At 71.7% G+C, this 25,137-nt stretch carries 23 protein-coding genes; 17 read left to right on the top strand and 6 right to left on the bottom strand.

The genetic code is table 11. The features are described 5' to 3' along the window. Positions 1–34 precede the first annotated feature (34 nt). Complete coding sequence (locus tag HHX31_RS17730; protein WP_169949597.1) at positions 35–1,168, top strand: lytic transglycosylase domain-containing protein; 1,134 nt, start codon at positions 35–37, stop codon at positions 1,166–1,168. A gap of 64 nt (positions 1,169–1,232) precedes the next feature. Here HHX31_RS17730 and HHX31_RS17735 read toward each other — a convergent pair whose 3' ends face one another. Next, the gene (locus tag HHX31_RS17735; RefSeq protein WP_169949403.1) at positions 1,233–2,249 is read right to left on the bottom strand and encodes a ferrochelatase; all 1,017 of its coding nucleotides are present in this window, start codon (positions 2,247–2,249) and stop codon (positions 1,233–1,235) included. 87 nt (positions 2,250–2,336) lie between these two features. Here HHX31_RS17735 and HHX31_RS17740 point away from each other — a divergent pair, with 87 nt between their 5' ends. Together HHX31_RS17740 and HHX31_RS17745 are read left to right on the top strand one after the other, a co-directional pair. Further along, the gene (locus tag HHX31_RS17740) at positions 2,337–4,313 is read left to right on the top strand and encodes a prolyl oligopeptidase family serine peptidase (protein ID WP_169949404.1); all 1,977 of its coding nucleotides are present in this window, start codon (positions 2,337–2,339) and stop codon (positions 4,311–4,313) included. A gap of 116 nt (positions 4,314–4,429) precedes the next feature. Continuing rightward, on the top strand, positions 4,430–5,251 hold the full coding sequence (locus HHX31_RS17745; protein WP_169949405.1) for an inositol monophosphatase family protein: 822 nt from the start codon (positions 4,430–4,432) through the stop codon (positions 5,249–5,251). A gap of 136 nt (positions 5,252–5,387) precedes the next feature. Here HHX31_RS17745 and HHX31_RS17750 read toward each other — a convergent pair whose 3' ends face one another. Continuing rightward, positions 5,388–5,552 carry a hypothetical protein gene (locus HHX31_RS17750; RefSeq protein WP_169949406.1) on the bottom strand — a complete coding sequence of 55 codons (165 nt, stop codon included), beginning with the start codon at positions 5,550–5,552 and terminating at the stop codon, positions 5,388–5,390. Positions 5,553–5,793: 241 nt separating this feature from the next. Between HHX31_RS17750 and HHX31_RS17755 the strand changes: the two genes are divergently transcribed. The 5 genes from HHX31_RS17755 (at position 5,794) to HHX31_RS17775 (ending at position 11,022) form a co-directional block, all read left to right on the top strand. Next, complete coding sequence (locus HHX31_RS17755) at positions 5,794–6,447, top strand: response regulator transcription factor (protein WP_169949407.1); 654 nt, start codon at positions 5,794–5,796, stop codon at positions 6,445–6,447. A gap of 46 nt (positions 6,448–6,493) precedes the next feature. Further along, complete coding sequence (locus tag HHX31_RS17760; protein WP_311931933.1) at positions 6,494–7,966, top strand: HAMP domain-containing sensor histidine kinase; 1,473 nt, start codon at positions 6,494–6,496, stop codon at positions 7,964–7,966. A gap of 259 nt (positions 7,967–8,225) precedes the next feature. Further along, positions 8,226–8,525 carry a DUF4193 domain-containing protein gene (locus HHX31_RS17765; RefSeq protein ID WP_169949408.1) on the top strand — a complete coding sequence of 100 codons (300 nt, stop codon included), beginning with the start codon at positions 8,226–8,228 and terminating at the stop codon, positions 8,523–8,525. 19 nt (positions 8,526–8,544) lie between these two features. After that, positions 8,545–9,318 (top strand): hypothetical protein, encoded by a 774-nt coding sequence (locus tag HHX31_RS17770; RefSeq protein WP_311931936.1) that lies wholly within the window; start codon positions 8,545–8,547, stop codon positions 9,316–9,318. A gap of 306 nt (positions 9,319–9,624) precedes the next feature. Beyond that, entirely contained in the window at positions 9,625–11,022 is a 1,398-nt protein-coding gene (locus HHX31_RS17775) for a trehalose-6-phosphate synthase (RefSeq protein ID WP_169949409.1), read from the top strand. On the opposite strand, the gene HHX31_RS17780 is transcribed toward HHX31_RS17775, so the two are convergent. Next, on the bottom strand, positions 11,012–11,329 hold the full coding sequence (locus tag HHX31_RS17780; protein ID WP_169949410.1) for a DUF4235 domain-containing protein: 318 nt from the start codon (positions 11,327–11,329) through the stop codon (positions 11,012–11,014). The genes HHX31_RS17775 and HHX31_RS17780 overlap by 11 nt on opposite strands. 69 nt (positions 11,330–11,398) lie before the next feature. Here HHX31_RS17780 and valS point away from each other — a divergent pair, with 69 nt between their 5' ends. The 6 genes from valS to HHX31_RS17810 all read left to right on the top strand — a co-directional run bounded on the left by valS (position 11,399) and on the right by HHX31_RS17810 (position 18,051). Further along, positions 11,399–13,939, top strand: coding sequence for a valine--tRNA ligase (gene valS, locus HHX31_RS17785; RefSeq protein ID WP_169949411.1), 2,541 nt, complete (start codon positions 11,399–11,401; stop codon positions 13,937–13,939). A 109-nt stretch (positions 13,940–14,048) separates the two neighbouring features. After that, positions 14,049–15,371 carry an AI-2E family transporter gene (locus HHX31_RS17790; RefSeq protein WP_311931939.1) on the top strand — a complete coding sequence of 441 codons (1,323 nt, stop codon included), beginning with the start codon at positions 14,049–14,051 and terminating at the stop codon, positions 15,369–15,371. 155 nt (positions 15,372–15,526) lie between these two features. After that, positions 15,527–15,964 carry a dUTP diphosphatase gene (dut, locus tag HHX31_RS17795; RefSeq protein WP_169949412.1) on the top strand — a complete coding sequence of 146 codons (438 nt, stop codon included), beginning with the start codon at positions 15,527–15,529 and terminating at the stop codon, positions 15,962–15,964. Positions 15,965–16,011: 47 nt separating this feature from the next. After that, complete coding sequence (locus HHX31_RS17800; protein WP_311931941.1) at positions 16,012–16,689, top strand: DUF3710 domain-containing protein; 678 nt, start codon at positions 16,012–16,014, stop codon at positions 16,687–16,689. A 248-nt stretch (positions 16,690–16,937) separates the two neighbouring features. Beyond that, complete coding sequence (locus HHX31_RS17805; protein WP_142645508.1) at positions 16,938–17,330, top strand: OB-fold nucleic acid binding domain-containing protein; 393 nt, start codon at positions 16,938–16,940, stop codon at positions 17,328–17,330. A 16-nt stretch (positions 17,331–17,346) separates the two neighbouring features. Beyond that, positions 17,347–18,051, top strand: coding sequence for a DUF3159 domain-containing protein (locus tag HHX31_RS17810; RefSeq protein WP_169949413.1), 705 nt, complete (start codon positions 17,347–17,349; stop codon positions 18,049–18,051). Between the two features lie 58 nt (positions 18,052–18,109). On the opposite strand, the gene HHX31_RS17815 is transcribed toward HHX31_RS17810, so the two are convergent. Further along, positions 18,110–18,778, bottom strand: a complete 669-nt coding sequence (locus tag HHX31_RS17815) for a TrkA family potassium uptake protein (protein ID WP_169949414.1) — start codon at positions 18,776–18,778, stop codon at positions 18,110–18,112. Further along, a complete protein-coding gene (locus HHX31_RS17820; RefSeq protein ID WP_169949415.1) occupies positions 18,778–19,446 on the bottom strand; it encodes a TrkA family potassium uptake protein in 669 nt (222 codons plus the stop codon). Before HHX31_RS17820 ends, HHX31_RS17815 begins: the two co-directional genes overlap by 1 nt. A gap of 107 nt (positions 19,447–19,553) precedes the next feature. Between HHX31_RS17820 and HHX31_RS17825 the strand changes: the two genes are divergently transcribed. Both HHX31_RS17825 and HHX31_RS17830 read left to right on the top strand, forming a co-directional pair. Then, positions 19,554–21,596 (top strand): APC family permease, encoded by a 2,043-nt coding sequence (locus HHX31_RS17825; RefSeq protein ID WP_169949416.1) that lies wholly within the window; start codon positions 19,554–19,556, stop codon positions 21,594–21,596. A gap of 59 nt (positions 21,597–21,655) precedes the next feature. Then, positions 21,656–22,918, top strand: a complete 1,263-nt coding sequence (locus HHX31_RS17830) for a class I SAM-dependent RNA methyltransferase (protein ID WP_249346103.1) — start codon at positions 21,656–21,658, stop codon at positions 22,916–22,918. Positions 22,919–22,951: 33 nt separating this feature from the next. Here the strand turns inward: HHX31_RS17830 and HHX31_RS17835 are convergent, their stop codons facing one another. Further along, positions 22,952–24,112 (bottom strand): hypothetical protein, encoded by a 1,161-nt coding sequence (locus tag HHX31_RS17835; protein ID WP_169949417.1) that lies wholly within the window; start codon positions 24,110–24,112, stop codon positions 22,952–22,954. 92 nt (positions 24,113–24,204) lie between these two features. Here HHX31_RS17835 and HHX31_RS17840 point away from each other — a divergent pair, with 92 nt between their 5' ends. Beyond that, entirely contained in the window at positions 24,205–25,131 is a 927-nt protein-coding gene (locus tag HHX31_RS17840) for an LLM class F420-dependent oxidoreductase (RefSeq protein WP_169949418.1), read from the top strand. Positions 25,132–25,137: the final 6 nt, after the last annotated feature.

The following is a 25,137-nucleotide window of genomic DNA, read 5'->3' on the forward strand; positions in this document are numbered from 1 at the left end:
CGTGACAGGCCTCGCCGTCGTGATCGTGAGCGTCATGACCGCGGGCACGGCCTTCCTGGTCACCTGGCCGGGCGGGGGCGCGCTGGCGGCGGGTGGCGGCCGGGCGGGACAGGACACGGCGGATGCGCCGGCGGGCGATCCCCGACCGGCGGCGCGGGCGACGGCGGGAAGCCTCGTGCCCGACCGCACGCTGCCGTCGAGTTCCCCCGTCGTCGGCGGGCCTGGCGTGCAGGTCACACTGCCGCACCTGCTGGCGATCGCCTCCAAGCGGGTGCCGGAGCGCACCCTGCTCAAGATCGCCAAGCTGAAGCACGTGCAGAAGGTCGTGGTCGCCGACGGCGGTGCGGTCCACGTGTCGGGCTCGGCCCTGCGGCTGCTCGCGGTCGACCCCGCCACGTTCCGCTCGTGGACGCCCAAGCGCGTGGCCGACCACCCGGAGGTGTGGAGCGCGCTCGCCAGGGGCGAACTGGTCGCCGACGCGGCCACGATCAAGCGTCTCGGCATGGTGCTCGGCGCGGAGTACCAGATCGACCGCGGGCCCAGGCTGCGCGTCGCGGCCTCGGCCTCGCTCGGGCTGCCCGGTGTGGACGGGCTGGTCAGTCAGGACCTGGGCCGCAGGCTCGGCTTCCCCAGCGGTGTCGTGGTGCTGGTCCACGGTGATCCCGGCAAGGTGAGCGACACGGCGGTCAAGCGCCTGCTCGGTAAGGACGCCCAGGTCGTGAGGGTCGGCCAGGCCGCGGTGGCGCCGCGGGCCACGGCCACGCCGCGACAGGTCCTCGTGGGGCGGCCCGGCAGCTATCTGGACCTCTACCAGCGGGCCGCCACCGTCTGCCCCGGCCTCTCGTGGACCGTCCTCGCCGCGATCGGGCAGGTCGAGAGCAGCCACGGCCGCAACAACGGCCCCTCGTCCGCCGGGGCGCTCGGGCCGATGCAGTTCATGCCCGCCACCTGGAAGGCGTACGGCGTGGACGGCGACGGCGACGGCGAGGCGGACATCTGGAGCCCGTACGACGCGGTGCCGTCGGCCGCCAATTACCTGTGCGCGAACGGCGCCGGCGCCGGCGGAGACAAGCTCAGGAAGGCCGTGTGGTTCTACAACCATTCCTGGGACTACGTGAACAAGGTGCTTTCGCTCGCGGACGCCTACGCCCGCGCGTACGCCTCCTGACGAGGAGCACCCGGCCGCCTCACCGGCCGTCGTCGTGTCGCCGGGACCCTGTCGGCGTAGGCCGTCACTCCGCCGCCGTGCGGGCGGGCCGCACGGGCGCCGGGCAGCAGGTCGCCGGGCACGGCGCGGGCTCCGGCTCGGCGAGCAACTCGGCCACCATCGACACGAACCGGGGATGGGTGCCCGCCGTCGAGGCCCTGGTGAGGGCCATGCCGAGCTTCTCGGCCGTGGCCGCCGCCTCGGTGTCGAGGTCGTAGACGACCTCCATGTGGTCGGAGACGAAACCGATGGGCACCAGGACGACCGACCGCACGCCCTCGGCGTGCAGCGCCTCCAGGTGGTCGCAGACGTCGGGCTCGAGCCAGGGCACCTGCGGCGGGCCGCTGCGGCTCTGCCAGACCAGGTCCCAGGCCCGGCCCTCGCCGAGCCGTGCGTCACAGAGCCGTGCCTCACCGATTTGGGCCGTCACCAGTTCGGCGGTCCGCCTGAGCTGGGCCTCGTACGCGCCGCCCGCGGGCCCCGCCGTACGGGCCATGGAGACGGGGATGCTGTGCGCGGTGAAGACGAGCCTGGCCCCCTCGCGGGCGCCCTCGGGGAGCCGGTCGAGCGCATCTCTGGTGTGGTCGGCCATCGCCGCGACGAACCCGGGATGGTCGTAGTAGTGACGCAGTTTGACGATCTCGGGGGCGCCGGGGACGGCGGCGCGGGCGCGGGCGATGTCGTCGAGATACTGCCGGCAACTCGAGAAGGAACTGTAGGCCGCGGTGACGAAGGCCGCCGCCTTGCGCACGCCGTCCTCCCTCATCCGGCGGACCGTGTCCTCAAGGAACGGGTGCCAGTTGCGGTTGCCCAGGTAGACCGGCAGGTCCACGTCGAGCGCTGCGATCAGGTCACGGCACTGCCGGTTGATCGGGCTGACCCCGCCGAACCTCTGGTAGTGCGCCTCGACCTCCAGCAGGCGCTCCCGCGGCACCCCCCGGCCGCGCACGACGTTCTCCAGGAACGGCATGACGTCCTCGGGCTTCTCCGGCCCTCCGAAGGAGACGACGAGCAGGGCGTCGTATCCGTTGGTGCTCCCCATGCGCCACACCATACGCGGGGGGTGCGACAGTCCGGCCCGCGCCTTAACAGGTTGGGTGGGCGATGCGTCTGGGAGTAAGTTCGAGCGATGAGCCAATTTCCGGACATCCGCGAATACACGGCCCTGCCGCGCGTGAACTCCCTCCGGCTGTCGCCCGACGGGACTCGGCTCGTGGCCGTGGTTCAGTCGCTCAGCCCGGACGGCAAGTCGTACGGCACCGCCCTCTGGGACGTTCCCCAGGACCCGGGAGGCGAGCCCCGCAGGCTGACCAGGTCGGCGAAGGGAGAGGCGGGAGCCGAGTTCGCCGCCGACGGGACGCTGTTCTTCGTCTCCCGCAGGGCCGACGAGACGGCCAAGGAGAGCGGCGGCGACACCGCCGCGCTGTGGCTGCTGCCCGAGCGCGGCGAGCCGGTGCGCGTCGCCACCCGTCCCGGCGGGATCTCCGGAGTGCGGGCGGCGGGGGGCACGGTCGTCCTCACCTCCGAGGTGCTGCCCGGCGACGCGGCCACCGAGGAGGAGCGCCGCAAGGCCCGCGACGAGGCCGGGGTGACCGCGATCCTGCACGAGGGCTACCCGGTCCGCTCCTGGGACCACGACCTCGGCACGGAGCACACCCGGATCTTCGCCGGCCGCGCCGCGGGCGAGGGCCTGGAGGACGTGCGCGACCTGACGCCCGAGCCCGGCGGCGCGCTGGACGAGAACATGTCGTTCGACGTCACCCCGGACGGGCGCACCGTGGTCGCGACCTGGCGGACGCCGCTCCCGAAGGGCGACGTCCGGTGGGACCTCGTCGCGATCGACGTCGCGGACGGGTCCCGGCGCACGCTCGCGACGTCGGACGAGCACGACTTCGGCGGTCCCGTCGTCGTGTCGCCCGACGGGCGCATGGTCGCCTGCCTGCGGGAGCGGCACGGCACGGAGGAGACGCCGATCTCGCTCGACCTGTGGGTGATCGACCTGGAGACGGGCGAGGGACGCGCGGTCGCCGCCGAGGTCTTCCCCACGTCGGTCTCGTGGGCGCACTCCTCGCGAGAGCTCTTCTTCGCCGCCGACCACCAGGGCCGCCGGCCGGTGTTCCGCGTCGCCCTCGACAGTGCGGTCACTCGGGTGACCGCGGACGACGGCGCCTACGCCGAGCTGTGCCCCGCCCCTGACGGCACGGTCTACGCCCTGCGCGGCGCGATCGACTCGCCGCCGCGGCCGGTGCGGATCGCCGCCGACGGCTCCGTGACGGCGCTGCCGTCGCCCACGCCGCGGCTCGACCTGCCCGGCAGGCTGACCGAGGTGACCGCGACGGCCGAGGACGGGACCGAGATCCGCGGCTGGCTCGTCGTGCCCGCGGAGGCGACCGCCGAGGACCCCGCGCCGTTCCTGCTGTGGGTCCACGGCGGCCCCGTGTCGAGCTGGAACGACTGGAACTGGCGCTGGAACCCCTGGATCATGGCCAGGCACGGTTACGCCGTGCTGCTGCCCGACCCCTGCATGTCCACCGGGTACGGCCAGGACATGATCAAGCGGGGCTGGGGCGACTGGGGACCGGTGACCCACGCCGACCTCATGGCGATCACGGACGAGTGCCTCAAGCGGCCGGAGATCGACGAGCAGCGGACGGCCGCGATGGGCGGCTCGTTCGGCGGCTACATGGCGAACTGGATCGCCGGGCACACCGACAGGTTCCGCGCCATCGTGACGCACGCCTCCCTGTGGCATCTGGACCAGTTCGCGGGCACCACCGACGGCGCGAACTTCTGGCAGCGGGAGTTCGGCGCACTGGGGTCCGCCCGCTACGCCCGGCTGTCGCCCCACCGGTGGCTCGGCGAGATCAGGACGCCGATGCTGGTGATCCACGGTGACAAGGACTACCGCGTGCCGATCGGCGAGGGGCTCCGCCTGTGGTGGGACCTTCAGCGCTCCGGCGTCGAGTCGAAGTTCCTCTACTTCCCCGACGAGAACCACTGGGTGCTCAAACCCGGCAACGCGATCGCCTGGTACGAGACCGTTCTGGCCTTCCTCTCGCAGCACGTCCTGGGCGGGGAGTGGACCCGGCCGCCGTCCCTGAGCTGACCGTCGAGTGGCGGCACATCCTGGTTTGGGAGGATGTCGTCCGTGCGGCCGGTGCCCGGTCCGGGTGCCGGCCGCGCTTCGGTTCACGAGCACGTACGACGAGGGGGCAGGCGAGGATGGACGAGCGTGAGCACCGGCAGGACCGGGCGCGGGCGGAGGAACTGCTGGAGCTGGCGGCCGGCATAGCGGAGGAGGCCGGCCAGATGCTCCTCGCCAAGCGGCCCGCGCGGCCCGAGGTGCTCGCCACGAAGTCGAGCCCCACCGACGTGGTCACCGCCCTCGACCGGGCCGCGGAGGAGCTGATCCGCGGCAGGATCGCCGAGGCCAGGCCGCGCGACGCGATCCTCGGCGAGGAAGGCGGCGACACCCCGGGCGAGGGCGGCGTCCGATGGGTCGTCGACCCCATCGACGGCACGGTCAACTTCCTGTACGGCATGCCCGACTGGGCGGTGAGCATCGGCGTCGAGGTGGACGGCGAGATCGTCGCGGGGGTGGTGCACAACGTGCCGCGCGGCGAGCTGTTCACGGCGTCCAAGGGCGGGGGCGCGTGGCTGAAGGGGGAGCGGCTGCGCTGCAACACCGGTGTCCCGCTCGACCGGGCGCTCGTCGCGACCGGTTTCGGCTACGGCGCCGCCCGCCGCCGGGTGCAGGCCGAGGTGGTCGCGCAGGTGGTGCCGAGGGTCAGGGACATCAGGCGGGGCGGCTCCTGCGCGATCGACCTCTGTTCCGTCGCGGCGGGCCGGGTCGACGCCTACTACGAGCGCGGCGCCAACTACTGGGACCACGCGGCGGCCGGCCTGATCGCCGTGGAGGCGGGGGCCCGGATCGGCGGCCTGAACGGCAGGCCGGTCAGCCCCGAGATGGTCCTGTGCGCGGCCCCGGGGCTGTTCGAGGAACTGCACGACCTGCTCGTCCCGCTCGACCCCGAGCGCGAGTAGCGCCTCACGCCCCGAGCGCGAGTAACGCTCATGCCCCGAGCGCGAGTAACGCGGCGCGGCGTACGGGCGCGAAGAAACGACCCCGGACAGGCGAGGGGCCCGCCATCGGCGGGCCCCTCGTCAGTGTTCGTAGCGATCAGCGCGGGATGGAGATGCCGTGATCCTCGGCGAGACGGTGCAGATCCTCGATCTCGGCGGTGAGGGTGTCGGCGAGGAAGTCGTCCCCGCTCGTGGTGGCCTCTTCAAGACCCTTGTAGGCCTGGTCGAGCCTGGTTTCGATCGTGGTCGTGAACTCGCCCATCTCACCTTCTTTCTCAGGGGGCGAAACGTGTCACGGGGGCGTCGGCACTGGTCCCGCGATGGGAGCACGGCCTTCCCCGGCACACGACAATGGAGGGTGTCACCTGCCTTACCCATGTCTGGACCGACCATAAACCTATGAATTTGTGTGCCCTACGCCACGTAGAGCGCCGGGACCGCTTACCGGCGGCTTACGCCGTTTATGACCACAATGAGGGCGTCACGCCAGCTAGGAGGACTTGATGCGCGTGCTTGTGGTGGAGGACGAGCGGGTGCTCGCGGACGCGATCGCCACCGGCCTTCGCCGGGAGGCGATGGCGGTGGACGTCGCCTACGACGGCGCCGCCGCTCTGGAGAAGACCGGCTACATCGACTACGACGTGATCGTGCTCGACCGTGACCTGCCCAGGGTGCACGGTGACGAGGTGGCCCGCCGCCTGGTCGCCCAGCGGTCGGCCTCCCGGATCATCATGCTGACGGCGGCGGGCGACGTGGACGACAAGGTCGAGGGGCTGGAGATCGGCGCCGACGACTACCTGGCCAAGCCGTTCGTGTTCATGGAACTCGTGGCCCGGGTGCGCGCTCTCGGCCGCAGGTCGGCGCCGCCGCTGCCGCCCGTGCTCGAACGCGCGGGCATCCGCCTCGACCCCGGCAAGCGTCAGGTGACCAGGGACGGGGCGGAGATCCACCTCACCAAGAAGGAGTTCGCGGTGCTGGAGGAGCTGATGCGGGCCGAGGGCGCCGTCGTCAGCCAGGAGGACCTGCTCGACAAGGCGTGGGACGAGAACATCGACCCGTTCACCAACGTGGTCAGGGTGACCATGATGACGTTGCGCAAGAAGCTGGGCGACCCGCCGGTCATCGAAACCGTGCCGGGCGTCGGGTACCGGCTGTGACGATCCGCGCCGCCGTCTCCAGCGCTTCCCCGGGGGAGGGGGTCCTGTGACAGAACCACGTGACGCCTCCGAGGGGACGCCGCGGATCCTCCCGCCGCCCGGCGGAGCCGGCCCCGCCGCGCCGGGTCAGGGCCAGGCGGGACCCCAACCCGGCTCGCCGCCGGCCTCGCCGGGTGCGCAGCCGGTGGGTCCCGCCCGCAGGATGACGAACCCGATGGGCACCGGCCCCTACCGCAGCCAGGTGCCGCCGCCGCCCAGCGGCCCGCCCGCCTGGGACGGGCCGCCGCCGCTGGTCGCCCACCCGGTGCAGCGGGGCAAGCTGCTCGACGAGATCAGGTCGCTGCAGAACCGCGTCAGCATCCGGTGGCGCCTGACCCTCACGTACGCCGCACTGGTCTTCGTCGCGGGCGCGCTGCTGGTCATGGTCATGTACGTGCTCGTGGGCCAGGCGATCGACGCCGGCTGGCAGAACGTGCCGAAGATCTATCTTCCGAGCGGGATCGTGCCGCAGGAGTGGGTCGACCAGGTCAACAGGCAGTTCGCGCAGTCGCAGGCCGCGGTGACCGCGGCGGCGCGCGGCGAATTGCTGAAGCGGTCGCTGCTGGCGCTGCTGGGCGTCGGGATCTTCGCCCTGATGCTCGGCTATCTCGTGGCCGACCGGGCGCTGCGGCCGGTCATGAAGATGACGGCGACCGCGCGCAAGCTGTCGGAGACCTCGCTCGCCCACGAGCGCATCGCCCTGCAGGGCCCGGACGACGAGCTGAAGGAGCTGGCCGACACCTTCGACGCCATGCTCACCCGGCTCAACACCGCCTTCGACGCGCAGCGCCGGTTCGTGGACAACGCCTCGCACGAGCTGCGCACGCCACTGGCGATCAACCGCACGGTCCTCGAGGTGGCGCTGTCCGACCCCGAGGCCTCGGATGACCTGAAGGTGCTCGGACGCACGCTCCTCGGGACCACCGCCCGCAACGAGCGGCTGATCGAGGGCCTGCTCCTGCTCGCCCGCAGTGAGCGCGAGCTGTCGGTGCGCAAGCCCGTGGACGTCCAGGAGGTCGCCAGGACGGCGGTGGAGCAACTGGCCCCCTTCGCCGCGGAGGAGGGCGTCACGGTGGAGCACGACCTCCATCCGGCGGCCACGACGGGCGACCCCGTGCTGATCGAACGCTGCGTCTCGAACCTGGTCGAAAACGGCATCAAACACAATCTTGGTGAGACCGGGAAAGTATGGGTGCGGACGGGAATTGTCGACGGGGGTGCGGTTGTTCAGGTCGCGAACACGGGACCGCACGTTCCCGCGTACGAGGTGGAGAGTCTCTTCGAGCCGTTCCGGCGTTTGAATGCCGACCGGGTCCAGTCCGCCAAGGGCGCGGGTCTCGGCCTGTCCATCGTTCGCGCGATCGTCCGCGCGCACGGCGGGACGGTCGCCGCCGTTCCCCGAGACGGGGGCGGCCTCGTGGTGACGGTGCGCCTATCCGGGAGCGGGACGTCTCCGGGGATGCCACAGTCGGCGCGCTGATGGAGCGAGCGCGCCGTACATGTGGTTGGATGTGCCGTCGAACGCGGTAGGGATACCCGCCGATACTGTGGTTTTCGCCATATTTGGCTAACCGCAGCTTCCGGCGGGAGGCCCCTCGCGTGTCGGGAGGTTCAGTGTTCGTCCAAGCGGGTACCGATTGCACAATTTACCGGCCCCCGCGGGCACAACATCGGCCTCTCGAGCGTTATCCACGCGCGACACAGGCGCAGGCAGATAGATGAGGGGGATGGAGTAGCAGATGGCTACCGACTACGACAGCCCGCGTAAGACCGACGACGACATCAATGAGGACAGTCTCCAGGAACTGCAGGCGCGTAGGAGTGACAAGTCGTCGGGCAGCATCGACATCGACGAGACCGATCTCGCCGAGTCGCTCGAGCTGCCAGGGGCGGACCTGTCGAACGAGGAGCTCTCGCTGCGGGTGATACCTCGCCAGGCCGACGAGTTCACCTGCTCGCGGTGCTTCCTGGTGCACCACCGCAGCCAGCTGGCATCAGAGAAGAACGGCCAGCAGGTCTGCCGCGAGTGCGCCGCCTAGGAGACCCTTGGGAGGGTCCGTGACTTCAGCAGCGGATGATTCAAACAACGAGGTCGCCGACCTGGTCGGCAAGCTCGTCGCCTCTGAGGAGACGGACGGGGCCGAGCGGCGTCGGCTGCTCGGCCGCCTCGGGGGTGCTCTGGCACGGTCCGCGGGGAAGGCGCGGGAAAGTGGAGTGGGCCGGGGCCGATGGCTCGCGGACATCTTCATGAACATCGCTCCGCGGTTACCGGTCAGGGACCTCGAGACCCTCCGGGAACACCACTACGGGCTCACCGGCGAGCAACTCGCCGACGACCTCGTGCGCACCGCCGCGAAGGCGACGACCACCGTCGGCGCCCTCGGCGGAGCGCTCGCCGCGGCCGAGTTCGCCGCGCCGCCGCTCCTGCTGTCCGCACCCGCCCAGATCGTGGCCGAGACGCTGGTCGTCGCGGCCATCGAAGTGAAGCTTCTCGCGGAGTTGCACGAGGTGTACGGCGTCCGGGTCCCCGGCAACGGCAGCCAGAGGGCTGCCGCGTTCGCGCTCGCCTGGTCCAAGCAGCGGGGCGTCAACCCCCTCGCCCCCGGCTCGGCCACGCTGGCGCTCGGCGCCGCCGCCAAGACCGCGCTGCGTAACCGCCTGATGCGCACGCTCGGCCGGCACCTCACCACGCTCGGGCCCTTCCTCACCGGCGCCGTGGCCGGCGGCGCGCTGAACCGGGTCGCCACCAAGAAGCTCGCCGCCGCCGTCCGCGCGGACCTGCGCCGCCAGCAGGCGCTGCCCACCGGTCACACGTCCCCGATCAAGGGCTGACCCCTTCCAGCACCCCCGATACGGGGCCGCCCCTCCTGAACGTCCGCGGCCCGCGCCCCCCTCTCCGTACGGCCCGCGAAAACGCGCATCAGCCCAGCTGACCGTCCCAATCGGCGGTCTCCGGCCGTCCTGATCTTCCGGGTAGGGAAGTGTCACCCAATTGGTCTAAACCACTTGCCGACCCGGGGTGAGCTGCGTGAGATCATTCTCACAACAACCGGTGGGAATTGTGCACGTCCTTACGGGTATGGGGGTAGCTGGTGACTTTCCGTATGGTGGTCACAGGCGACCACCTGGAGGGGATGCATGCGTGGAACCAGCTCGTTTCTGATCGTCGCGAACCGGCTGCCGGTCGATCGCGTGGGCGAGAACGAGTGGCGGCGCAGCCCGGGAGGGCTCGTCACCGCCATCGCGCCCGTGATGCAACGGCGTGACGGCGCCTGGCTCGGCTGGACCGGGGCGGGCGGAGAGGAGCTGAAGCCCTTCGACCACGACGGCATGCACCTCATCCCCGTCCCGCTGTCCGAGCTCGAGGTCGAGCTCTACTACGAGGGCTTCTCCAACGCCACCCTGTGGCCCCTCTACCACGACGTGGTCGCCACCCCCGTCTACTCTCGTGTGCTCTGGGACGCCTACCGGGCGGTCAACGACCGGTTCGCACGCGCGGCCGCCGACGCCGCCGCGCCCGGCGCGGTCGTGTGGGTGCAGGACTACCAGCTCCAGCTCGTGCCCGCGATGCTGCGGAAGCTGCGGCCCGACCTGAAGATCGGGTTCTTCCTGCACATCCCGTTCCCGCCGGGTGAGCTGTTCTACCAGCTGCCCTGGCGTAACGAGATCCTGGAGGGCCTGCTCGGGGCCGACCTCGTGGGCTTCCAGCGGCCGGGCGGCGCCGCCAACTTCATGCGCCTGTGCCGCCGCCTGCTCGGCGTGCAGTACCTCCGCAACGAGATCCACCTCGAAGACCGCACCGTGCGCGCGGAGTCGTTCCCGATCTCGGTGGACTTCGGCGAGCTGGACCAGCTCGTCCGCGAACCGCGCGTCCAGGAGCGGGCCAAGGAGATCCGCGCCGAGCTGGGCGATCCCGAGCACGTGCTGCTCGGCGTCGACAGGCTCGACTACACCAAGGGGATCGGCCAGCGGCTCAAGGCGTTCGGCGAGCTGCTCGATGACGGCGCGATCAAGCCGGACGAGGCGGTCTTCGTCCAGGTCGCCACGCCCACCCGCGAGCGCGTCGCCGAGTACATCCGGCTGCGCAACGACATCGAGCTCAGAGTGGGCCGCATCAACGGCGAGCACGGCATGCTCGGCCGCATGCCGATCTCCTACCTGCACCAGTCGTACAACAAGGAGGAGCTCGCGGCGCTCTATCTGGCGGCCGACGTCATGGTCGTCACGCCGCTGCGCGACGGCATGAACCTCGTCGCGAAGGAGTACGTCGCCTGCCGCCACGACCTGCGCGGGGCGCTCGTGCTGAGCGAGTTCGCCGGCGCCGCCGACGAGATGCGCCAGGCCTACATGGTCAACCCGTACGACATCGACGGCATGAAGCGGACGATGCTGGCGGCGATGCGGGCGACCCCGCACGAGCTGGGACGCCGGATGCGTTCGCTCAGGCGCAGGGTCGCCACCTACAACGTGGACAGGTGGGCCAGCGACTTCCTCACCGCCCTGGAGTCCGGGGAGAGGGTGGCCCCTACGGAGTGAGATCCCGGGCGGCGTCCTTCCAGTTGCGCCACTTCTTCGCGGCCGACCGGGTGACGACGATCCGGGTGATCTCCATGCCCAAACCCATCACCACGGCGTACGCAATCGCCTCGCCGAGCCCGATCTCGGGCGAGTCGACGCTCGCCGGCGGCTTCTTGCCGGTGGCCTTCTCCCACCCGAACGCCAGCGCCTTGCGCGAGCAGAAGCCGACCGCCAAGCCCAGCAGGCCGCCGACGATACGCCACTGCATGTCGGGCTTCTCCATCGCGCCGAGTTCGCGCTTGGCCTCCCGAGCCATGTCCGCCATGATTCCTCCTCGATAACGACCTTAGTGTCTCCGCGCGGGGTAGCGGTCCACGCCATACCATGTGGTGGCATGACCGAACAGCGACTCCCCGCAGCCATGCCCGAGAAACCCACACTCGACGGCTTGGAAGCGGTATGGGTAGAACGCTGGGAGGCCGAGGGCACCTACCGGTTCGACCGGTCCCGGGGCAGGGACGAGGTCTACTCCATCGACACCCCGCCGCCCACCGTGTCCGGGTCCCTCCATGTGGGGCACGTCTTCTCCTACACGCACACGGACACGATCGCCCGCTACCAGCGGATGCGGGGGCGCGAGGTCTTCTACCCGATGGGGTGGGACGATAACGGCCTGCCCACCGAGCGCCGCGTGCAGAACCACTTCGGCGTGCGCTGCGACCCCTCCCTGCCGTACGACCCGGACTTCACGCCGCCGGAGAAGCCGGACGCCAAGCGGCAGGTGCCGATCTCGCGGCGCAACTTCATCGAGCTGTGCGAGCGGCTGACCGCGGAGGACGAGAAGGCGTTCGAGGAGCTGTGGCGCCGTCTCGGCCTGTCGGTGGACTGGTCGATGACCTACGCGACCATCGACGCGGGCGCCAGGGCGGCGTCCCAGCGGGCGTTCCTGCGCAACCTCGCCCGCGGCGAGGCGTACGTCGCCGAGGCCCCGACCCTGTGGGACGTGACGTTCCGCACGGCCGTGGCCCAGGCCGAGCTGGAGGACCGGGAGTGGCCCGGCGCCTTCCACCGCGTCGGGTTCCGGCGCGTGGACGGCGCGCAGGACGGCGCGCAGGACACGGTGTGGATCGAGACGACCCGCCCCGAGCTGATCCCGGCCTGCGTGGCGCTGGTGGCCCACCCCGACGACGAGCGCTACCAGCCGTTGTTCGGCACCACCGTCCGCACCCCGGTCTTCGGGGTCGAGGTGCCGGTCGTGGCCCACCGCCTCGCCGAGCCGGGCAAGGGCTCGGGCATCGCGATGATCTGCACGTTCGGCGACGTCACCGACGTCGTCTGGTGGCGCGAGCTGGACCTGCCGACCCGCCCGGTGATCGGCTGGGACGGCAGGCTGCTCCCCGAGCCGCCGCAGGGCGTGCCCGCCGAGCCGTACGCGGAGCTGGCGGGCAAGACGGTGCACAGCGCGCGCGAGCGCATGACGGAGATGCTGCGCGAGTCCGGCGACCTGGACGGCGAGCCGCGCGGGATCCGGCGGCCCGTCAAGTTCTACGAGAAGGGCGACCGCCCGCTCGAGATCGTCACCACCCGGCAGTGGTACATCCGCAACGGCGGCAGGGACGCGCGGCTGCGCGCCGAACTGCTGGAGCGCGGCAGGGAGCTGGAGTGGCACCCGCCGCACATGCGGGTCAGGTACGACAACTGGGTGGAGGGCCTGGCGGGCGACTGGCTGATCTCCCGCCAGCGGTTCTTCGGCGTGCCGATCCCGGTCTGGTATCCGCTCGACGCCGAGGGCGAGCCGATCCACGAGGCGCCGATCGTCCCGCCGGAGTCGTCGCTGCCCGTCGACCCGTCCAGCGACGTGCCTCCCGGCTACACCGAGGACCAGCGGGGCAAGCCGCTCGGCTTCGTCGCCGACCCCGACGTCATGGACACCTGGGCGACCTCCTCGCTGAGCCCGCAGATCGCCGCCGGGTGGGAGCGCGACGACGACCTGTTCCGCCGCGTCTTCCCGATGGACCTGCGGCCCCAGGCCCACGAGATCATCCGTACCTGGCTGTTCTCGACGGTGGTGCGGTCGCACCTGGAGCACGGCGGGCTGCCCTGGCGGCACGCGGCGATCTCGGGATGGATCCTCGATCCCGACCGCAAGAAGATGTCGAAGTCCAAGGGCAACGTGGTCACGCCCATGGGCCTGCTGGAGGAGTACGGCTCCGACGCGGTCCGCTACTGGGCGGCGAGCGGGCGTCCCGGCACCGACACGGCGTTCGACACCGGGCAGATCAAGATCGGCCGCCGGCTGGCCATCAAGGTCCTGAACGCGTCGAAGTTCGTGCTCGGATTCCGGTCCGAGGGCGGCGGCGAGGTCACCGAGCCGGTCGACCTGTCCATGCTGGCCGCGCTGGGGGCGGTCGTGGGCGAGGCCACCGAGGCGTTCGAGGCGTACGACTACACCCGGGCGCTGGAGCGGACCGAGAGGTTCTTCTGGTCGTTCTGCGACGACTACCTGGAGCTGGTGAAGGCCCGCGCGTACGCCGGGGACGCCTCCGCCGTCGCCGCGCTGCGGCGGGCGCTCGGCGTGCTGCTGCGGCTGTTCGCGCCCTTCCTGCCGTTCGTGACCGAGGAGGTCTGGTCGTGGTGGCGGGAGGGCTCGGTGCACCGCGCCGCCTGGCCGTCCGCCGGCGAGCTGCCCGAGGCGCGGCTCGGCGATCCCGCGGTGCTCGACGCCGTCGCCGAGGTGCTCCGCGACGTACGGCGGGCCAAGTCGGGGGCGCGGCTGTCGATGCGCGCGGAGGTCTCGCGGCTGACTGTGTCGGGGGACCGGGCGGAGCTGGTCCGGCTGGGCCAGGACGACCTGTGCGCGGCGGGCAACGTCGAGGAGTTCGTCCTCGAACCAGGTGACGCGCCGCTTGACGCGGTCGCGGAGCTGACCGCCTGACGACGCCACCCCCGGGCACGGCGGCGGCCGGCCGGATGACACCGAACCGATCGCCAACCACGGGTAAAACGACCGCGCGCCGTGCCCGCCGACATGCCAGGCTGGACCCGTGATCCCGTCTAACCGCAGTACTCAGGAGAGGGTCCCGCCGACCCTGGCCGCGCTGGCCGCGTGGAGTTGGCGGCTGCTGCTGCTCGGCGCGATGATCTATTTCCTGTGGCAGATCATCGGCAGGATCAGCTTCGTCGTCATGCCGGTGGTCGTGGCGCTGCTGCTCGCGGCCCTGCTGTACCCGCTGACCCGGCGGCTGCGCGTCGCCGGGCTCCGGCCGATCTACGCGACGTGGGTCACGATGCTGCTGGGCCTCGCGCTGATCGGGGGCATCGGATACCTGATCGGCGTGCGGGCGAACGAGGAGTTCCCCCGGCTGGTCCTGCAGATCCAGGAGACCGCGCGCAACGTCCAGGACTGGCTGCTGCACGGCCCCCTCCAGCTGAAGGAGGCGCAGATCGCCGACTTCGTGGACCAGCTCGGCAGCCAGGTCACCCAGTACAGAAGCCAGATCACCAGCACGGTGCTGAGCGGGGCCACCGCGGTCATCGAGGTGCTCACCTCGATCGTGCTGATGCTCTTCGTGACCTTCTTCCTGCTCAAGGATGGCGACCGGATCTGGGCCTGGTTCCTGCGCGCGTTCGGCGACACCGCGCCGCGGGTGGACCGGGCCGGCCGGGCGGCATGGGCGACGATCTCCCACTACGTGCACGGCACGGTGGCGGTCGCGGCCATCCACGGGCTCGTGATCGGGGTGGTGCTCGCCGGGATGCGGGTGCCGCTGTGGGCGCCGCTGGCGGTGCTCGTCTTCCTGGCGAGCTTCGTCCCGGTCGTCGGCATCCTGCTGGCGGGAGCCATCGCGACGCTGGTGACCTTCGGCTCCCAGGGCTGGGTCTACGCGTTGATCTTCGTCGGCATCCTCGTGGTCGAGCAGCAGCTGGAGAACCACGTGCTCCAGCCGCTCATCGTCGGCAGGGCCCTGGAGTTCCACCCGCTGGCGATCATCCTCGTCCTCGCGGTGGGCGGCGTGCTCGGCGGCATCGGAGGCGCCGTGGTTGCCGTGCCGCTCACGGCGGTCATCTACCGCGCGCTGCCCGAGCTGCGCCGGGGCCAGCCCGCCATCGAGCCACCGGCCGGAGACGCCGCGCCCGGGGGAGGGGAGGAGGGGCCCCCGGACGAGGAGCCCGGCGCCGCGCGGGCCCTGCCCGCGGAAGCGGAGCCCGGCTCCCCGGCCGCGGAGTCCGCTTCCCCGGACACGGAGCCCGGCTCCCCGGAGCGCGGCGGGCGGGAACCGGAGCCGGCGGCGCGCCCCTCGACCGGAGCGGGAGAGGCGGTGTCCCCCGGCACAACGGGTAGGGTCTTGCCTCATGAGCGAGCGTAGCGAGCGAACCAGGGAACACGGCTCCCGGCGGGGTGCTGGATCGCGCGCCTCCGGCACGACCGGACTCCGGGCGGAAGACGGGGAGGCGGCATGAGCCGCCGCACGCAAGACGGGGCACGCGCCACGGCCGCCGTTCGCGGGATCGAGGCCGCCAGATGAGCGTCGAGATCCTGATCCACCGGCTGGACCCGGACCTTCCGCTCCCGTCGTACGCCCATCCGGGCGACGCGGGAGCCGACCTGTACGCGGCGGAGGACGTCGAACTGCTGCCCGGTGAGCGGGCGGTCGTGCGGACCGGCGTGGCCATCGCGCTGCCGGACGGCTACGCCGCCTTCGTCCATCCGCGTTCGGGCCTGGCGGCCCGGCACGGCGTCACGCTGGTGAACGCGCCGGGCACGATCGACGCCGGCTACCGGGGCGAGATCAGGGTGACGATGATCAATACCGACGCCAAGGACGCGGTGCGGCTCAGGCGCGGCGACCGCATCGCCCAGCTGGTCGTCCAGCGGGTCGAACGGGCGGCGTTCTACGAGGTCGACCGGTTGCCCGGCTCCGTACGGGGCACGAACGGGTTCGGCTCGACCGGGAGCTGACACGCGGGGCCCGGGAAACGGGCCACGATGCGAGGAGAGTGAGACAAGTGTTGCGACGCCGGCGACGTGTGGAGGAGGAGACCGCACCAGCCGTCATGCGGAAGGAGGCCCTCGACCCGGCGCGGACGAGCGGCCCCTGGGACTCCGCCGACGACTATCCGGAGGCCGAGCGGGTGGACCTGGGGGGCCTGCGCCTGCCCGTCGGCCCGGGGTTCGAGATCCAGCTCAGCATGGCGGGCGACCAGGTCGACGGAGTGATCGTCCTGGTCGAGGAGAGCGCGCTGCAGGTGAACGCGTTCGCCGCGCCCAAGCGCAGCGGGATCTGGGACGAGGTGCGGGCCGAGCTCGCCCGCGAGGTGGTGGCCGCCGGAGGATCGGCCGAGGACAGGGACGGCCCGTTCGGCCCCGAGATCGCGGCCGAGGTGCCCGCCCAGGGCCAGGCGCAGGGACGGCAGCCGGTGCGCTACGTCGGTGTCGACGGGCCGCGCTGGTTCCTGCGTGCCGTCATCAGCGGCAGGGCGGCGGTCGACCCGGAGGCTGCGCGGATCCTGGAGGACGTCGTGCGTGGCATCGTCGTCGTGCGCGGCGACGAGCCGATGCCGCCCAAGGAGGCGATCCAGCTCCGCCTGCCCGCCGAGGCGCGGCAGGCCATGGAGGAGCAGGGGGCCCGCCAGGAGGAGCTCCGGCCGTTCGAGCGTGGTCCCGAGATCAGCGAGATCCGCTGACCCCGGCGGGGTCGGTGCGCCGGTTGACCGAATCGGGGAGCAAGCCCTGCCCCGGCCGTCCTTATGACCCGCACGAGGCTCACGTATGCTGCGGTGGGAAATGACGGGCCCAGGGAGCGTCCGACGAATGCCGCCTGTCGCGAGCCTGGGCGCACGCGCGGCCAGGGCATGACGTGTCGGACACGACCTAGGCTGGAAGCCGGGACGATGAATCCCCCTGGAGGGGGAGGAAGCTGGGTGAGTGACCGATGGGCACGCCGGAGCCTGCCAAACGAGGCGGACTGCGGGGCTTCTTCCGACGGCTGACCACCAGCCAGGCCGAGCTGGAGGCAGCCGAGCTCCAGGAGGACCTGGAGGAGCAGGGGGCCACACCCATCGCCCGGTGCGGTGAGCGCCAGCGCACCTGTGTCGCGGGCACGCTGCGCACCGTCACCCTCCGTCCACGCGGCGGCGCGCCCGCCCTCGAGGCGGAGCTGTACGACGGATCGGACGTCATCGACCTGGTCTGGCTCGGCCGCCGGAAGATCGCCGGCATCGAGCCCGGCCGGGTGGTGCGGGCCGAAGGACTGGTCAGCGTCCAGGACGGCCGCAAGGTCATGTTCAACCCCCGTTACGAGCTACGCCCGGCCGGTGGCCCTTGATCTCTCAGGAGACCGTATGAGCACAGCGGACATGACGGCCCCCGCGGCGCACGCCACCGTAGAGGCGGCCGTTCGTGCCCAGATGAGCAAGGCGCTTGGCGGCAGGCGCGGGATCGTCGAGGCGGCCGTGCCCACGATCGCCTTCACCGGCACGTGGGTGGGCACCAACGAGCTGAAGGCATCCCTGATCGTCGGCATCGCCTCGGCGGTGGTGCTCCTCCTGCTGCGGCTCGCGCAGCGTACGACGCCGCAGTTCGTGCTCAACAGCCTCGTCGGGATCGGCATCGGGGCGTTCTTCGCGACCCGCACCGGCGACGCCAAGGACGTGTTCCTGCCGGGGATCCTCTACAACGGTGCGTACGCCGCGGGCATGCTGCTGTCGATCGTGGTCCGCTGGCCGGTCGTGGGGTTCCTGATCGGTTCCGTGACCGGCGACCCGACGGCCTGGCACAACGACTCCGCGCTGGTCCGGCTGTGCTCACGGCTGACGTGGCTGCTCATGCTGCCCTGCCTGCTGCGGGTGGTGATCCAGCTGCCGCTCTACTGGGCGGACCAGGTGACCGCCCTCGGTGTGGCCAAGATCGCCTTGGGCTGGCCGCTGCAGGTGGCGGCGCTGGCCGCGATGGTGTGGGTCCTGGCCCGGGGCCGCACGCCGATCGAGCCCGGCGTCCAGCCGCCCGTGCAGCAGCCCGTGCAGCCACCCGCGCAGCCGTCCGTCTGATGTGACACACGCGAAGGCCCCGGGCGCGTGCCCGGGGCCTTCGCGTGTTCGCGCGGGGTCAGGAACGTCCGTGGGCCGACAGCAGATGGGTCAGCTCGTGCTCGACCTCCTGGCTGGCCACGAACAGCAACTCGTCGCCGGCCTCCAGCGGGTCGTCGGCCGAGGGGACCAGCACCCGGCCCTCGCGCAGGATCGCCACGAGCGCGGCGTCCACCGGCCACGGCACCGAGCCCGCCCGCTGGCCCACCACGGGCGCGTCATCCGCCAGGGTGAGCTCGACCAGGTTGGCCTGGCCCTGCCGGAAGGTCATCAGGCGCACCAGGTCGCCGACGCTGACCGCCTCCTCGACCAGGGCCGACAGCAGGCGCGGGGTGGAGACGGCGACGTCCACGCCCCACGACTCGTTGAACAGCCACTCGTTCTTCGGGTGGTTGACCCGGGCGACCACGCGCGGCACGCCGTACTCGGTCTTGGCGAGCAGCGAGACCACGAGGTTGACCTTGTCGTCGCCGGAGGCGGCGATCACGACCTGGCAGGTGTTCAGCCCGGCCTCGTCCAGCGAGGAGATCTCGCAGGCGTCGGCGAGCAGCCATTCGGCCCGCGGCACGCTGTCGATCTTGATGGCGTGGGGGTCGATGTCGATGAGCAGGACCTGGTGGCCGTTCTCCAGGAGCTCCGCCGCGATGGAGCGGCCGACGGCTCCGGCGCCGGCGATGGTGACGCGCATCAGTGCTCCTCGTCCGACGGCGGGGCGGACAGCACCTTGTTGATGCGGTCCATGTCGTTCTCGGCGGCGACCACGTGGAGGAGGTCTCCCTCCTGGACGACGGTCGCGTCCTTCGGCACGACCGCCTCGCCCATGCGGTTGAGGAAGGCCACGCGCACGCCGGTGACGCTCTCGATGTCCCTGGCCCTGGTGCCGATCCAGCCCTGGTGGAAGGCCACCTCGGCGAGGACGACCGTGCCGGTGGGGTCCCGCCAGAGAGGCTCGGCGCCCTCCGGCAGCACCCGGCGCAGGATCTGGTCTGCGGTCCAGCGGACCGTCGCCACCGTGGGGATGCCGAGCCGCTGGTAGACCTCGGCCCGGCGGGGGTCGTAGATGCGGGCGACCACGTTGTCGACCCCGAACATCTCGCGGGCCACCCGGGCGGAGATGATGTTGGAGTTGTCGCCGCTGCTCACGGCGACGAAGGAGGCGGCCGAGGCGATGCCGGCCTCTTCGAGCACGTCGCGGTCGAAACCGATGCCGGTCACCCTGCGGCCGCGGAAGCCCGCCCGCAGCCGCCGGAACGCCTGCGGGTCACGGTCGATCACGGCGACCGAGTGCCCGTTGTCCTCAAGGATGTGCGCCAGGGTCGAGCCGACCCGTCCGCATCCCATGATCACAATATGCATGCTCCCCCGCCGTGGGTTGTGGCGGTCTCCTAATGCAGAACAGTATGTCGCCCTCATGACACACCGCATGACTCGGGCGCGGCACGGGGGGACTAGGCTCAACAGACGTGTCCAAGGCGCCAGATCTTGTCAAGCGGCTCCTCGTGGGGCGGGCTCTGCGAAGCACCGCGCTCCACCACCAGCTGCTGCCCAAGCGCGTGGCGCTGCCGGTGTTCGCCAGTGACGCACTGTCCTCTGTGGCGTACGCGCCGCAGGAGATCCTCATCATCCTGTCGATCGCCGGAGTGGGCCTCTACAGCATCAGCCCGTGGGTCGCGGGCGGGGTCGTCCTCGTCATGCTCGTCGTGGTGGCGTCCTACCGGCAGAACGTGCACGCTTATCCCAGCGGCGGCGGCGACTACGAGGTGGCCACGACGAACCTCGGACCGACGGCGGGGCTGACCGTCGCGAGCGCGCTGCTCGTCGACTACGTGCTGACCGTGGCGGTGTCGGTCGCCAACGGAGCCGACTACGTCGGCGCGACGATTCCCTTCGTCGCGGAACATCGCCCCCTGGTGGCGATAGCCATCGTCGTACTCCTGACCATCATGAACCTGCGCGGCATCCGGGAGTCGGGTGTCGCGTTCGCCGTTCCGACCTACGCCTTCATGGCGGCGGTCATCGGCATGATCCTCTGGGGCCTGTTCCGCCTGCTCGTGCTGGGCGAGGAGTTGCGCGCCCCCACGGCGGGCTACACGCTCATCGCCGAGCAGGCGGATTTGGCCGGCTTCGCGCTGGCGTTCCTGGTGCTGCGCGCCTTCTCCTCCGGTTGCGCGGCGCTCACCGGTGTCGAGGCGATCAGCAACGGCGTGCCGGCCTTCCGCAAGCCCAAGAGCAAGAACGCCGCGACGACGCTGCTGATGATGGGCCTCATCGCGGTCACGATGTTCAGCGGGATCATCTTCCTCGGCCTGGAGTCCGGGGTGAAGATGGCCGACCCCGCCACGGCGTTCAGGGACATCGTCATCAACGGCCAGCCGGCCGGGCCCGGCTACTACCAGCAGCCGATCATCGCGCAGGTCGCGTCGGCCGTCTTCGGGCACGGTTCTGTGCTGTTCGTCCTGATCGCCGGAGTGACCGCCCTCATCCTGTTCCTGGCGGCCAACACCGCGTTCAACGGCTTCCCCGTGCTCGGGTCGATCCTCGCCCAGGACCGCTACCTGCCTCGCCAGCTCCACACCCGGGGCGACCGCCTCGCCTTCAGCAACGGCATCGTCATTCTCGCCGCCGGCGCCTGCCTGCTGATCTGGGCGTTCGACGCGGACGTGAGCAAGCTGCTGAACCTCTACATCGTCGGGGTGTTCGTCTCCTTCACCCTCAGCCAGATCGGCATGGTCCGGCACTGGACCCGCCACCTGAGGACCGAGAGCGACGCGAGGACGCGGTTCAACATGATGCGCTCGCGGCTCATCAACGGCGTCGGCGCGGTCCTGACCGGGCTGGTGCTCGTCGTCGTGCTCGCCACCAAGTTCACACACGGCGCCTACATCGTCTGCATCGCGATGCCGGTGCTCTTCCTCATGATGAAGGGCATCAGGCGGCACTACGACCGGGTCGCGGAGGAGCTTGCCGCGCCGGAGGAGAGCGAGGTCGACGAGTCGATGCTGCCGGCCCGCAACCACGCGATCGTGCTCGTCTCGAAGGTCCACAAGCCCACGCTCCGCGCGCTCGCGTACGCCAGGGCGACCCGCCCGTCGAGTCTGGAGGCCGTGACCGTCATGGTGGACGCCGACGAGGCGAACAGGCTCAGGGAGGAATGGGACCGGCGCGGCATCGAGGTGCCGCTGAAGATCCTCGACTCGCCGTACCGGGAGATCACCGGTCCCGTGCTCGAGTACGTGAAGTCGCTGCGGCGGCGCTCGCCGCGCGACGTCGTGACGGTCTACATTCCCGAGTACGTGGTCGGCCGCTGGTGGGAGCACCTCCTGCACAACCAGAGCGCGCTGCGGCTCAAGGGCCGCCTGCTGTTCAAGCCCGGAGTCATGGTCACGAGCGTGCCGTTCCAGCTCGCCTCCTCCGACCGCCTCAAGGGCCGCAGGGAGCCGGCCGCGCCCGGCGCCTCCCGCCGCTCCTACCACCCGCCGTCGAAGGACACGCAGATCAAGATGTGACGATCCGTCCTCCCTGCGACCGTTGCGGCGTGCCGCACGACTCAAGACCGATGATCTATATGAGAGAGGCCGACCGGATGAACAAGGGACGGCTCGAACTGACGGTGGACGCCGTCGCCAACGGCGGCTGGTGCGTGGCCAGGCACGAGGGCCGGGTGGTGTTCGTCCGGCATGCCCTGCCCGGCGAGCGGGTCGTGGCCGAGGTGACCGAGGAGACCGCGCGGTTCCTGCGGGCCGACGCCGTGGAGATCCTGGAGCCCTCACCCGACCGGGTCACGCCACCCTGCCCGTTCGCCGGCCCGGGCCGGTGCGGCGGCTGCGACTGGCAGCACGCGTCGCTGGAGGCACAGCGCCGGCTCAAGGCCGACGTCGTCGCCGAGCAGTTCCGGCGGTTGGCGGGCCTTGACCTCAAGGTCGTGGTCGAGGAGGTGCCGGGCTCGGAGGACGGCCTCGGGTGGCGCACCCGCGTACGGTTCGCCGTGGACCGGGACGGCACGGCCGGGCTGCGCAGGCACCGGTCGCACGAGATCGAGCACATCACCGAGTGCCTCATCGCGCACCCCGGCGTGGAGGCCGTCGGCGCGGAACGCCTCGCCTGGCCTGGCGCCGCCTCGGTCGAGGTGGTGGCGGCCTCCGGCGGCGAGCGCGCCGTGATCGTGGAACCCGAGCCGCGCCGCAGGGCGGTCGTCCCCGACGTGGACGCCGCGGTCCTGCTCGACGAGGGCAGGCGGGGCACCCGCGCGCTGCGCGGCCGGGCCTCGCTGACCGAGCGGGTGGGCGAACGCGACTTCCGGGTCACCGCGAGCGGGTTCTGGCAGGTGCACCCCGGCGCCGCGGCCACGCTGCTCGACGCGGTGCTCGGCCTCGGCCGGCCACAGCAGGGGGAGTGGGCGCTCGACCTGTACTGCGGCGCCGGTCTGTTCGCGGCCGTGCTGGCCGAGGCAGTCGGCCCGGAGGGTGCGGTGCTCGGCATCGAGTCGGAGCCGCAGGCGGCGCAGGACGCCCGGTTCAACCTGCGCGACCTGCCGCAGGCGCAGATCGAGCGCGGCAGGGTCGAGGAGGCGCTTGACCGGCTGCGGATCGAACGGGCCGATCTGGTGGTGGCCGACCCGCCCCGGTCGGGCCTCGGCCGTTCCGTGGTCGATCGTGTCGCCGAACTCGAGGCGTCGCGCGTCGTCTACGTCTCGTGCGACCCGGCCACCCTGGCCAGGGACGTCTCCTGGTTCGCCGGGCACGGCTACCGGCTGGAGGAACTGCGGGCCTTCGACCAGTATCCGATGACCCACCACGTGGAGTGCGTGGCGCTGCTCGTCAGGGACTGACCCCGGCGTCGCCGGGCGCACGGGCCGGCAGGGTCACCAGGGGCGTACGGGCGGGGTGCCGGGCGTGACCTCGGGGAGGGCGACACCCCGGTCGGGCCGGGCCAGGATCCGTACGACGTCGTCGGCCGGCCTGGCGCCGCGCAGGGACAGCCAGGCCAGGCCGCTGCGCGCGCGGAACGCGGCCAGCCGCGCCGCGTCGCCCGGTCCGAGGTCGCCGGAGCCGGACAGGACGGGCGTCAGCCCCATGCGCCGCCACGCCGCGTCGGGCGGGACGCCCAGCGCGGCGGCGATCTGCGGGCGCGCCGCCCGGACCGCGACGGCCAGGCCGTGGAGCGTGGCAGGGCCGGGGTCCACCGGCACGAGCAGGCCGACAGAGTCGATCTCGACTCCCGCCTCCCGGGTGATCCGCAACGCCTCCTGGTCGGCCGGCCTCAGGCCGTCGCGGGAGGCGGGGACCGTGAAGGTGACCCGCAGCGAGCCGGCCGGCATCTCCCCGGTCCGGGCCTCCTCCTGCAGGCGGGCGAGCGCGGCGGCGCGGCGGCGGACGACGGCCTCGCCGTCCGGGTCCGCCGCGCCGGCCCATCCCGGCTCCCCGGCCGGATCCGCCGGGTCCGCGAGTTCGAAGTCGACGCCGGGAGCGGTGAGCGCGGTGACGACCCGCCGGTAGGCCGAGCGCAGCAGCGCCGGGTCCTCGCACGTGACCGACAGCTCCTGCCCGTACGGCCCGCCGAACGACGGCCATACCTCGCCGCCCTCGGCCCGCACGCGGAGGATCCGTGCGGCGACGGCCTCCCCGCCGCGCGGCCGGACGCCCGCCCAGTGCGGGGCGCAGCCACCGGGGCCGACGACGATGTGACCCATGGCGAACGAGCGCACGCCCGCCGCCGCCAATTCGGGGTGCGGCCTGCCCGCGGCGTAGAGGAAGGCCCGGTAGCGGGCCGCGGGCGGGGTGGGCGACGCGGTGACCGGCTGCCGCGCGGCGACGAGCGTCTCCGATGTCGCGGGGCTGGGGGTCCGGTCCCCGGCGGGCCCGGTCCCCGGCATCACGCCCGACGAGACGTTCCACCCGCCGGGCGGGGCCGCGGGCAGCGCCCACAGCGCCCCGCCGGTGCCCGCGACGAGCGCGGCCGACGCCAGGAGGACGAGGGATCGCGGAGGGCGGCCCGCTTCGCGGGAATGACGTGCGGAGTCCACGCTCACCACCCTGAGTTGCGATACGACTACAGTGCGCACAGGCGGCTCGCACTCTAGCAAGCCCGGCACATGGGGGAGGGGATAATGGGCGGATGAAATTGAGGATCTTCACTGAGCCCCAGCAGGGGGCGAGCTACGACGACCAGCTCAAGGTGGCACAGGCCGCCGAGCGGCTCGGATTCGACGCTTTTTTCCGGTCCGACCACTATCTGCGGATGGGTGAAGGAGACCCCGCGCCCGGCCCCACTGACGCGTGGATCACCCTGGCCGGCCTGGCCAGGGAGACCTCGACCATCCGGCTCGGCACGCTGGTGAGCGCCGCGACGTTCCGGCTGCCCGGCCCGCTGGCGATCAGCGTCGCCCAGGTGGACCAGATGAGCGGCGGCCGGGTGGAGCTGGGTCTCGGCACCGGTTGGTTCGAGGAGGAGCACACGGCGTACGGAATTCCCTTCCCCTCCCTGGGGGAGCGGTTCGAGCGCCTTGAGGAGCAGCTCGAGATCGTGACAGGGCTGTGGGAGGCGGCCAAGCCGTTCTCGTACGAAGGCGCGCACTACCGGCTGGAAGGCTCCCCCGCCCTGCCCAAGCCGGCGCAGCGGCCCCGGCCGCCGGTCATCATCGGCGGCGGCGGCGCCAAGCGGACCCCGCGGCTGGTCGCGCGGTTCGCCGACGAGTACAACGTGCCGTTCCACCTCCCCGAGGACACCGCCGCGGCCTTCGACCGGGTCAGGCGGGCATGCGACGACGCGGGGCGGGAGACCGTCCTGCTGTCGGCGGCGCAGGTCGTCTGCGCCGGGCGGGACGAGGCGGAGATCGCCAGGCGGGCCGCGAACATCGGCCGCGAGGTCGGCGAGCTGCGCGTCAACGGGCTGGCGGGCACGCCGCAGGAGATCGTGGACAAGATCGGCCGGTTCGCCGAGATGGGCGCGGAGCGGCTCTATCTCCAGGTCCTCGACATGGGCGACCTGGAGCACCTGGAGCTGATCGCGGCCGAGGTGCTGCCGCAGGTGTCGGCGGTCTGAGCCCTC

The organism is Microbispora sp. H11081 (assembly GCF_012999535.1).
Lineage (GTDB): Bacteria > Actinomycetota > Actinomycetes > Streptosporangiales > Streptosporangiaceae > Microbispora.

What these genes read in the sequence shown, in the direction of transcription:
- dut (WP_169949412.1), top strand. Translation starts at nt 15,527, where the DNA reads ATGAGCGTCGAGATCCTGATCCACCGGCTGGACCCGGACCTTCCGCTC.
- HHX31_RS17810 (WP_169949413.1), top strand. Translation starts at nt 17,347, where the DNA reads ATGAGCACAGCGGACATGACGGCCCCCGCGGCGCACGCCACCGTAGAG.
- HHX31_RS17780 (WP_169949410.1), bottom strand. Translation starts at nt 11,329, where the DNA reads ATGGCGGACATGGCTCGGGAGGCCAAGCGCGAACTCGGCGCGATGGAG.
- HHX31_RS17805 (WP_142645508.1), top strand. Translation starts at nt 16,938, where the DNA reads ATGGGCACGCCGGAGCCTGCCAAACGAGGCGGACTGCGGGGCTTCTTC.
- HHX31_RS17750 (WP_169949406.1), bottom strand. Translation starts at nt 5,552, where the DNA reads ATGGGCGAGTTCACGACCACGATCGAAACCAGGCTCGACCAGGCCTAC.
- HHX31_RS17830 (WP_249346103.1), top strand. Translation starts at nt 21,656, where the DNA reads ATGAGAGAGGCCGACCGGATGAACAAGGGACGGCTCGAACTGACGGTG.
- HHX31_RS17735 (WP_169949403.1), bottom strand. Translation starts at nt 2,249, where the DNA reads ATGGGGAGCACCAACGGATACGACGCCCTGCTCGTCGTCTCCTTCGGA.
- HHX31_RS17745 (WP_169949405.1), top strand. Translation starts at nt 4,430, where the DNA reads ATGGACGAGCGTGAGCACCGGCAGGACCGGGCGCGGGCGGAGGAACTG.
- HHX31_RS17840 (WP_169949418.1), top strand. Translation starts at nt 24,205, where the DNA reads ATGAAATTGAGGATCTTCACTGAGCCCCAGCAGGGGGCGAGCTACGAC.
- valS (WP_169949411.1), top strand. Translation starts at nt 11,399, where the DNA reads ATGACCGAACAGCGACTCCCCGCAGCCATGCCCGAGAAACCCACACTC.
- HHX31_RS17820 (WP_169949415.1), bottom strand. Translation starts at nt 19,446, where the DNA reads ATGCATATTGTGATCATGGGATGCGGACGGGTCGGCTCGACCCTGGCG.
- HHX31_RS17740 (WP_169949404.1), top strand. Translation starts at nt 2,337, where the DNA reads ATGAGCCAATTTCCGGACATCCGCGAATACACGGCCCTGCCGCGCGTG.
- HHX31_RS17765 (WP_169949408.1), top strand. Translation starts at nt 8,226, where the DNA reads ATGGCTACCGACTACGACAGCCCGCGTAAGACCGACGACGACATCAAT.
- HHX31_RS17755 (WP_169949407.1), top strand. Translation starts at nt 5,794, where the DNA reads ATGCGCGTGCTTGTGGTGGAGGACGAGCGGGTGCTCGCGGACGCGATC.
- HHX31_RS17815 (WP_169949414.1), bottom strand. Translation starts at nt 18,778, where the DNA reads ATGCGCGTCACCATCGCCGGCGCCGGAGCCGTCGGCCGCTCCATCGCG.
- HHX31_RS17775 (WP_169949409.1), top strand. Translation starts at nt 9,625, where the DNA reads ATGCGTGGAACCAGCTCGTTTCTGATCGTCGCGAACCGGCTGCCGGTC.
- HHX31_RS17730 (WP_169949597.1), top strand. Translation starts at nt 35, where the DNA reads ATGACCGCGGGCACGGCCTTCCTGGTCACCTGGCCGGGCGGGGGCGCG.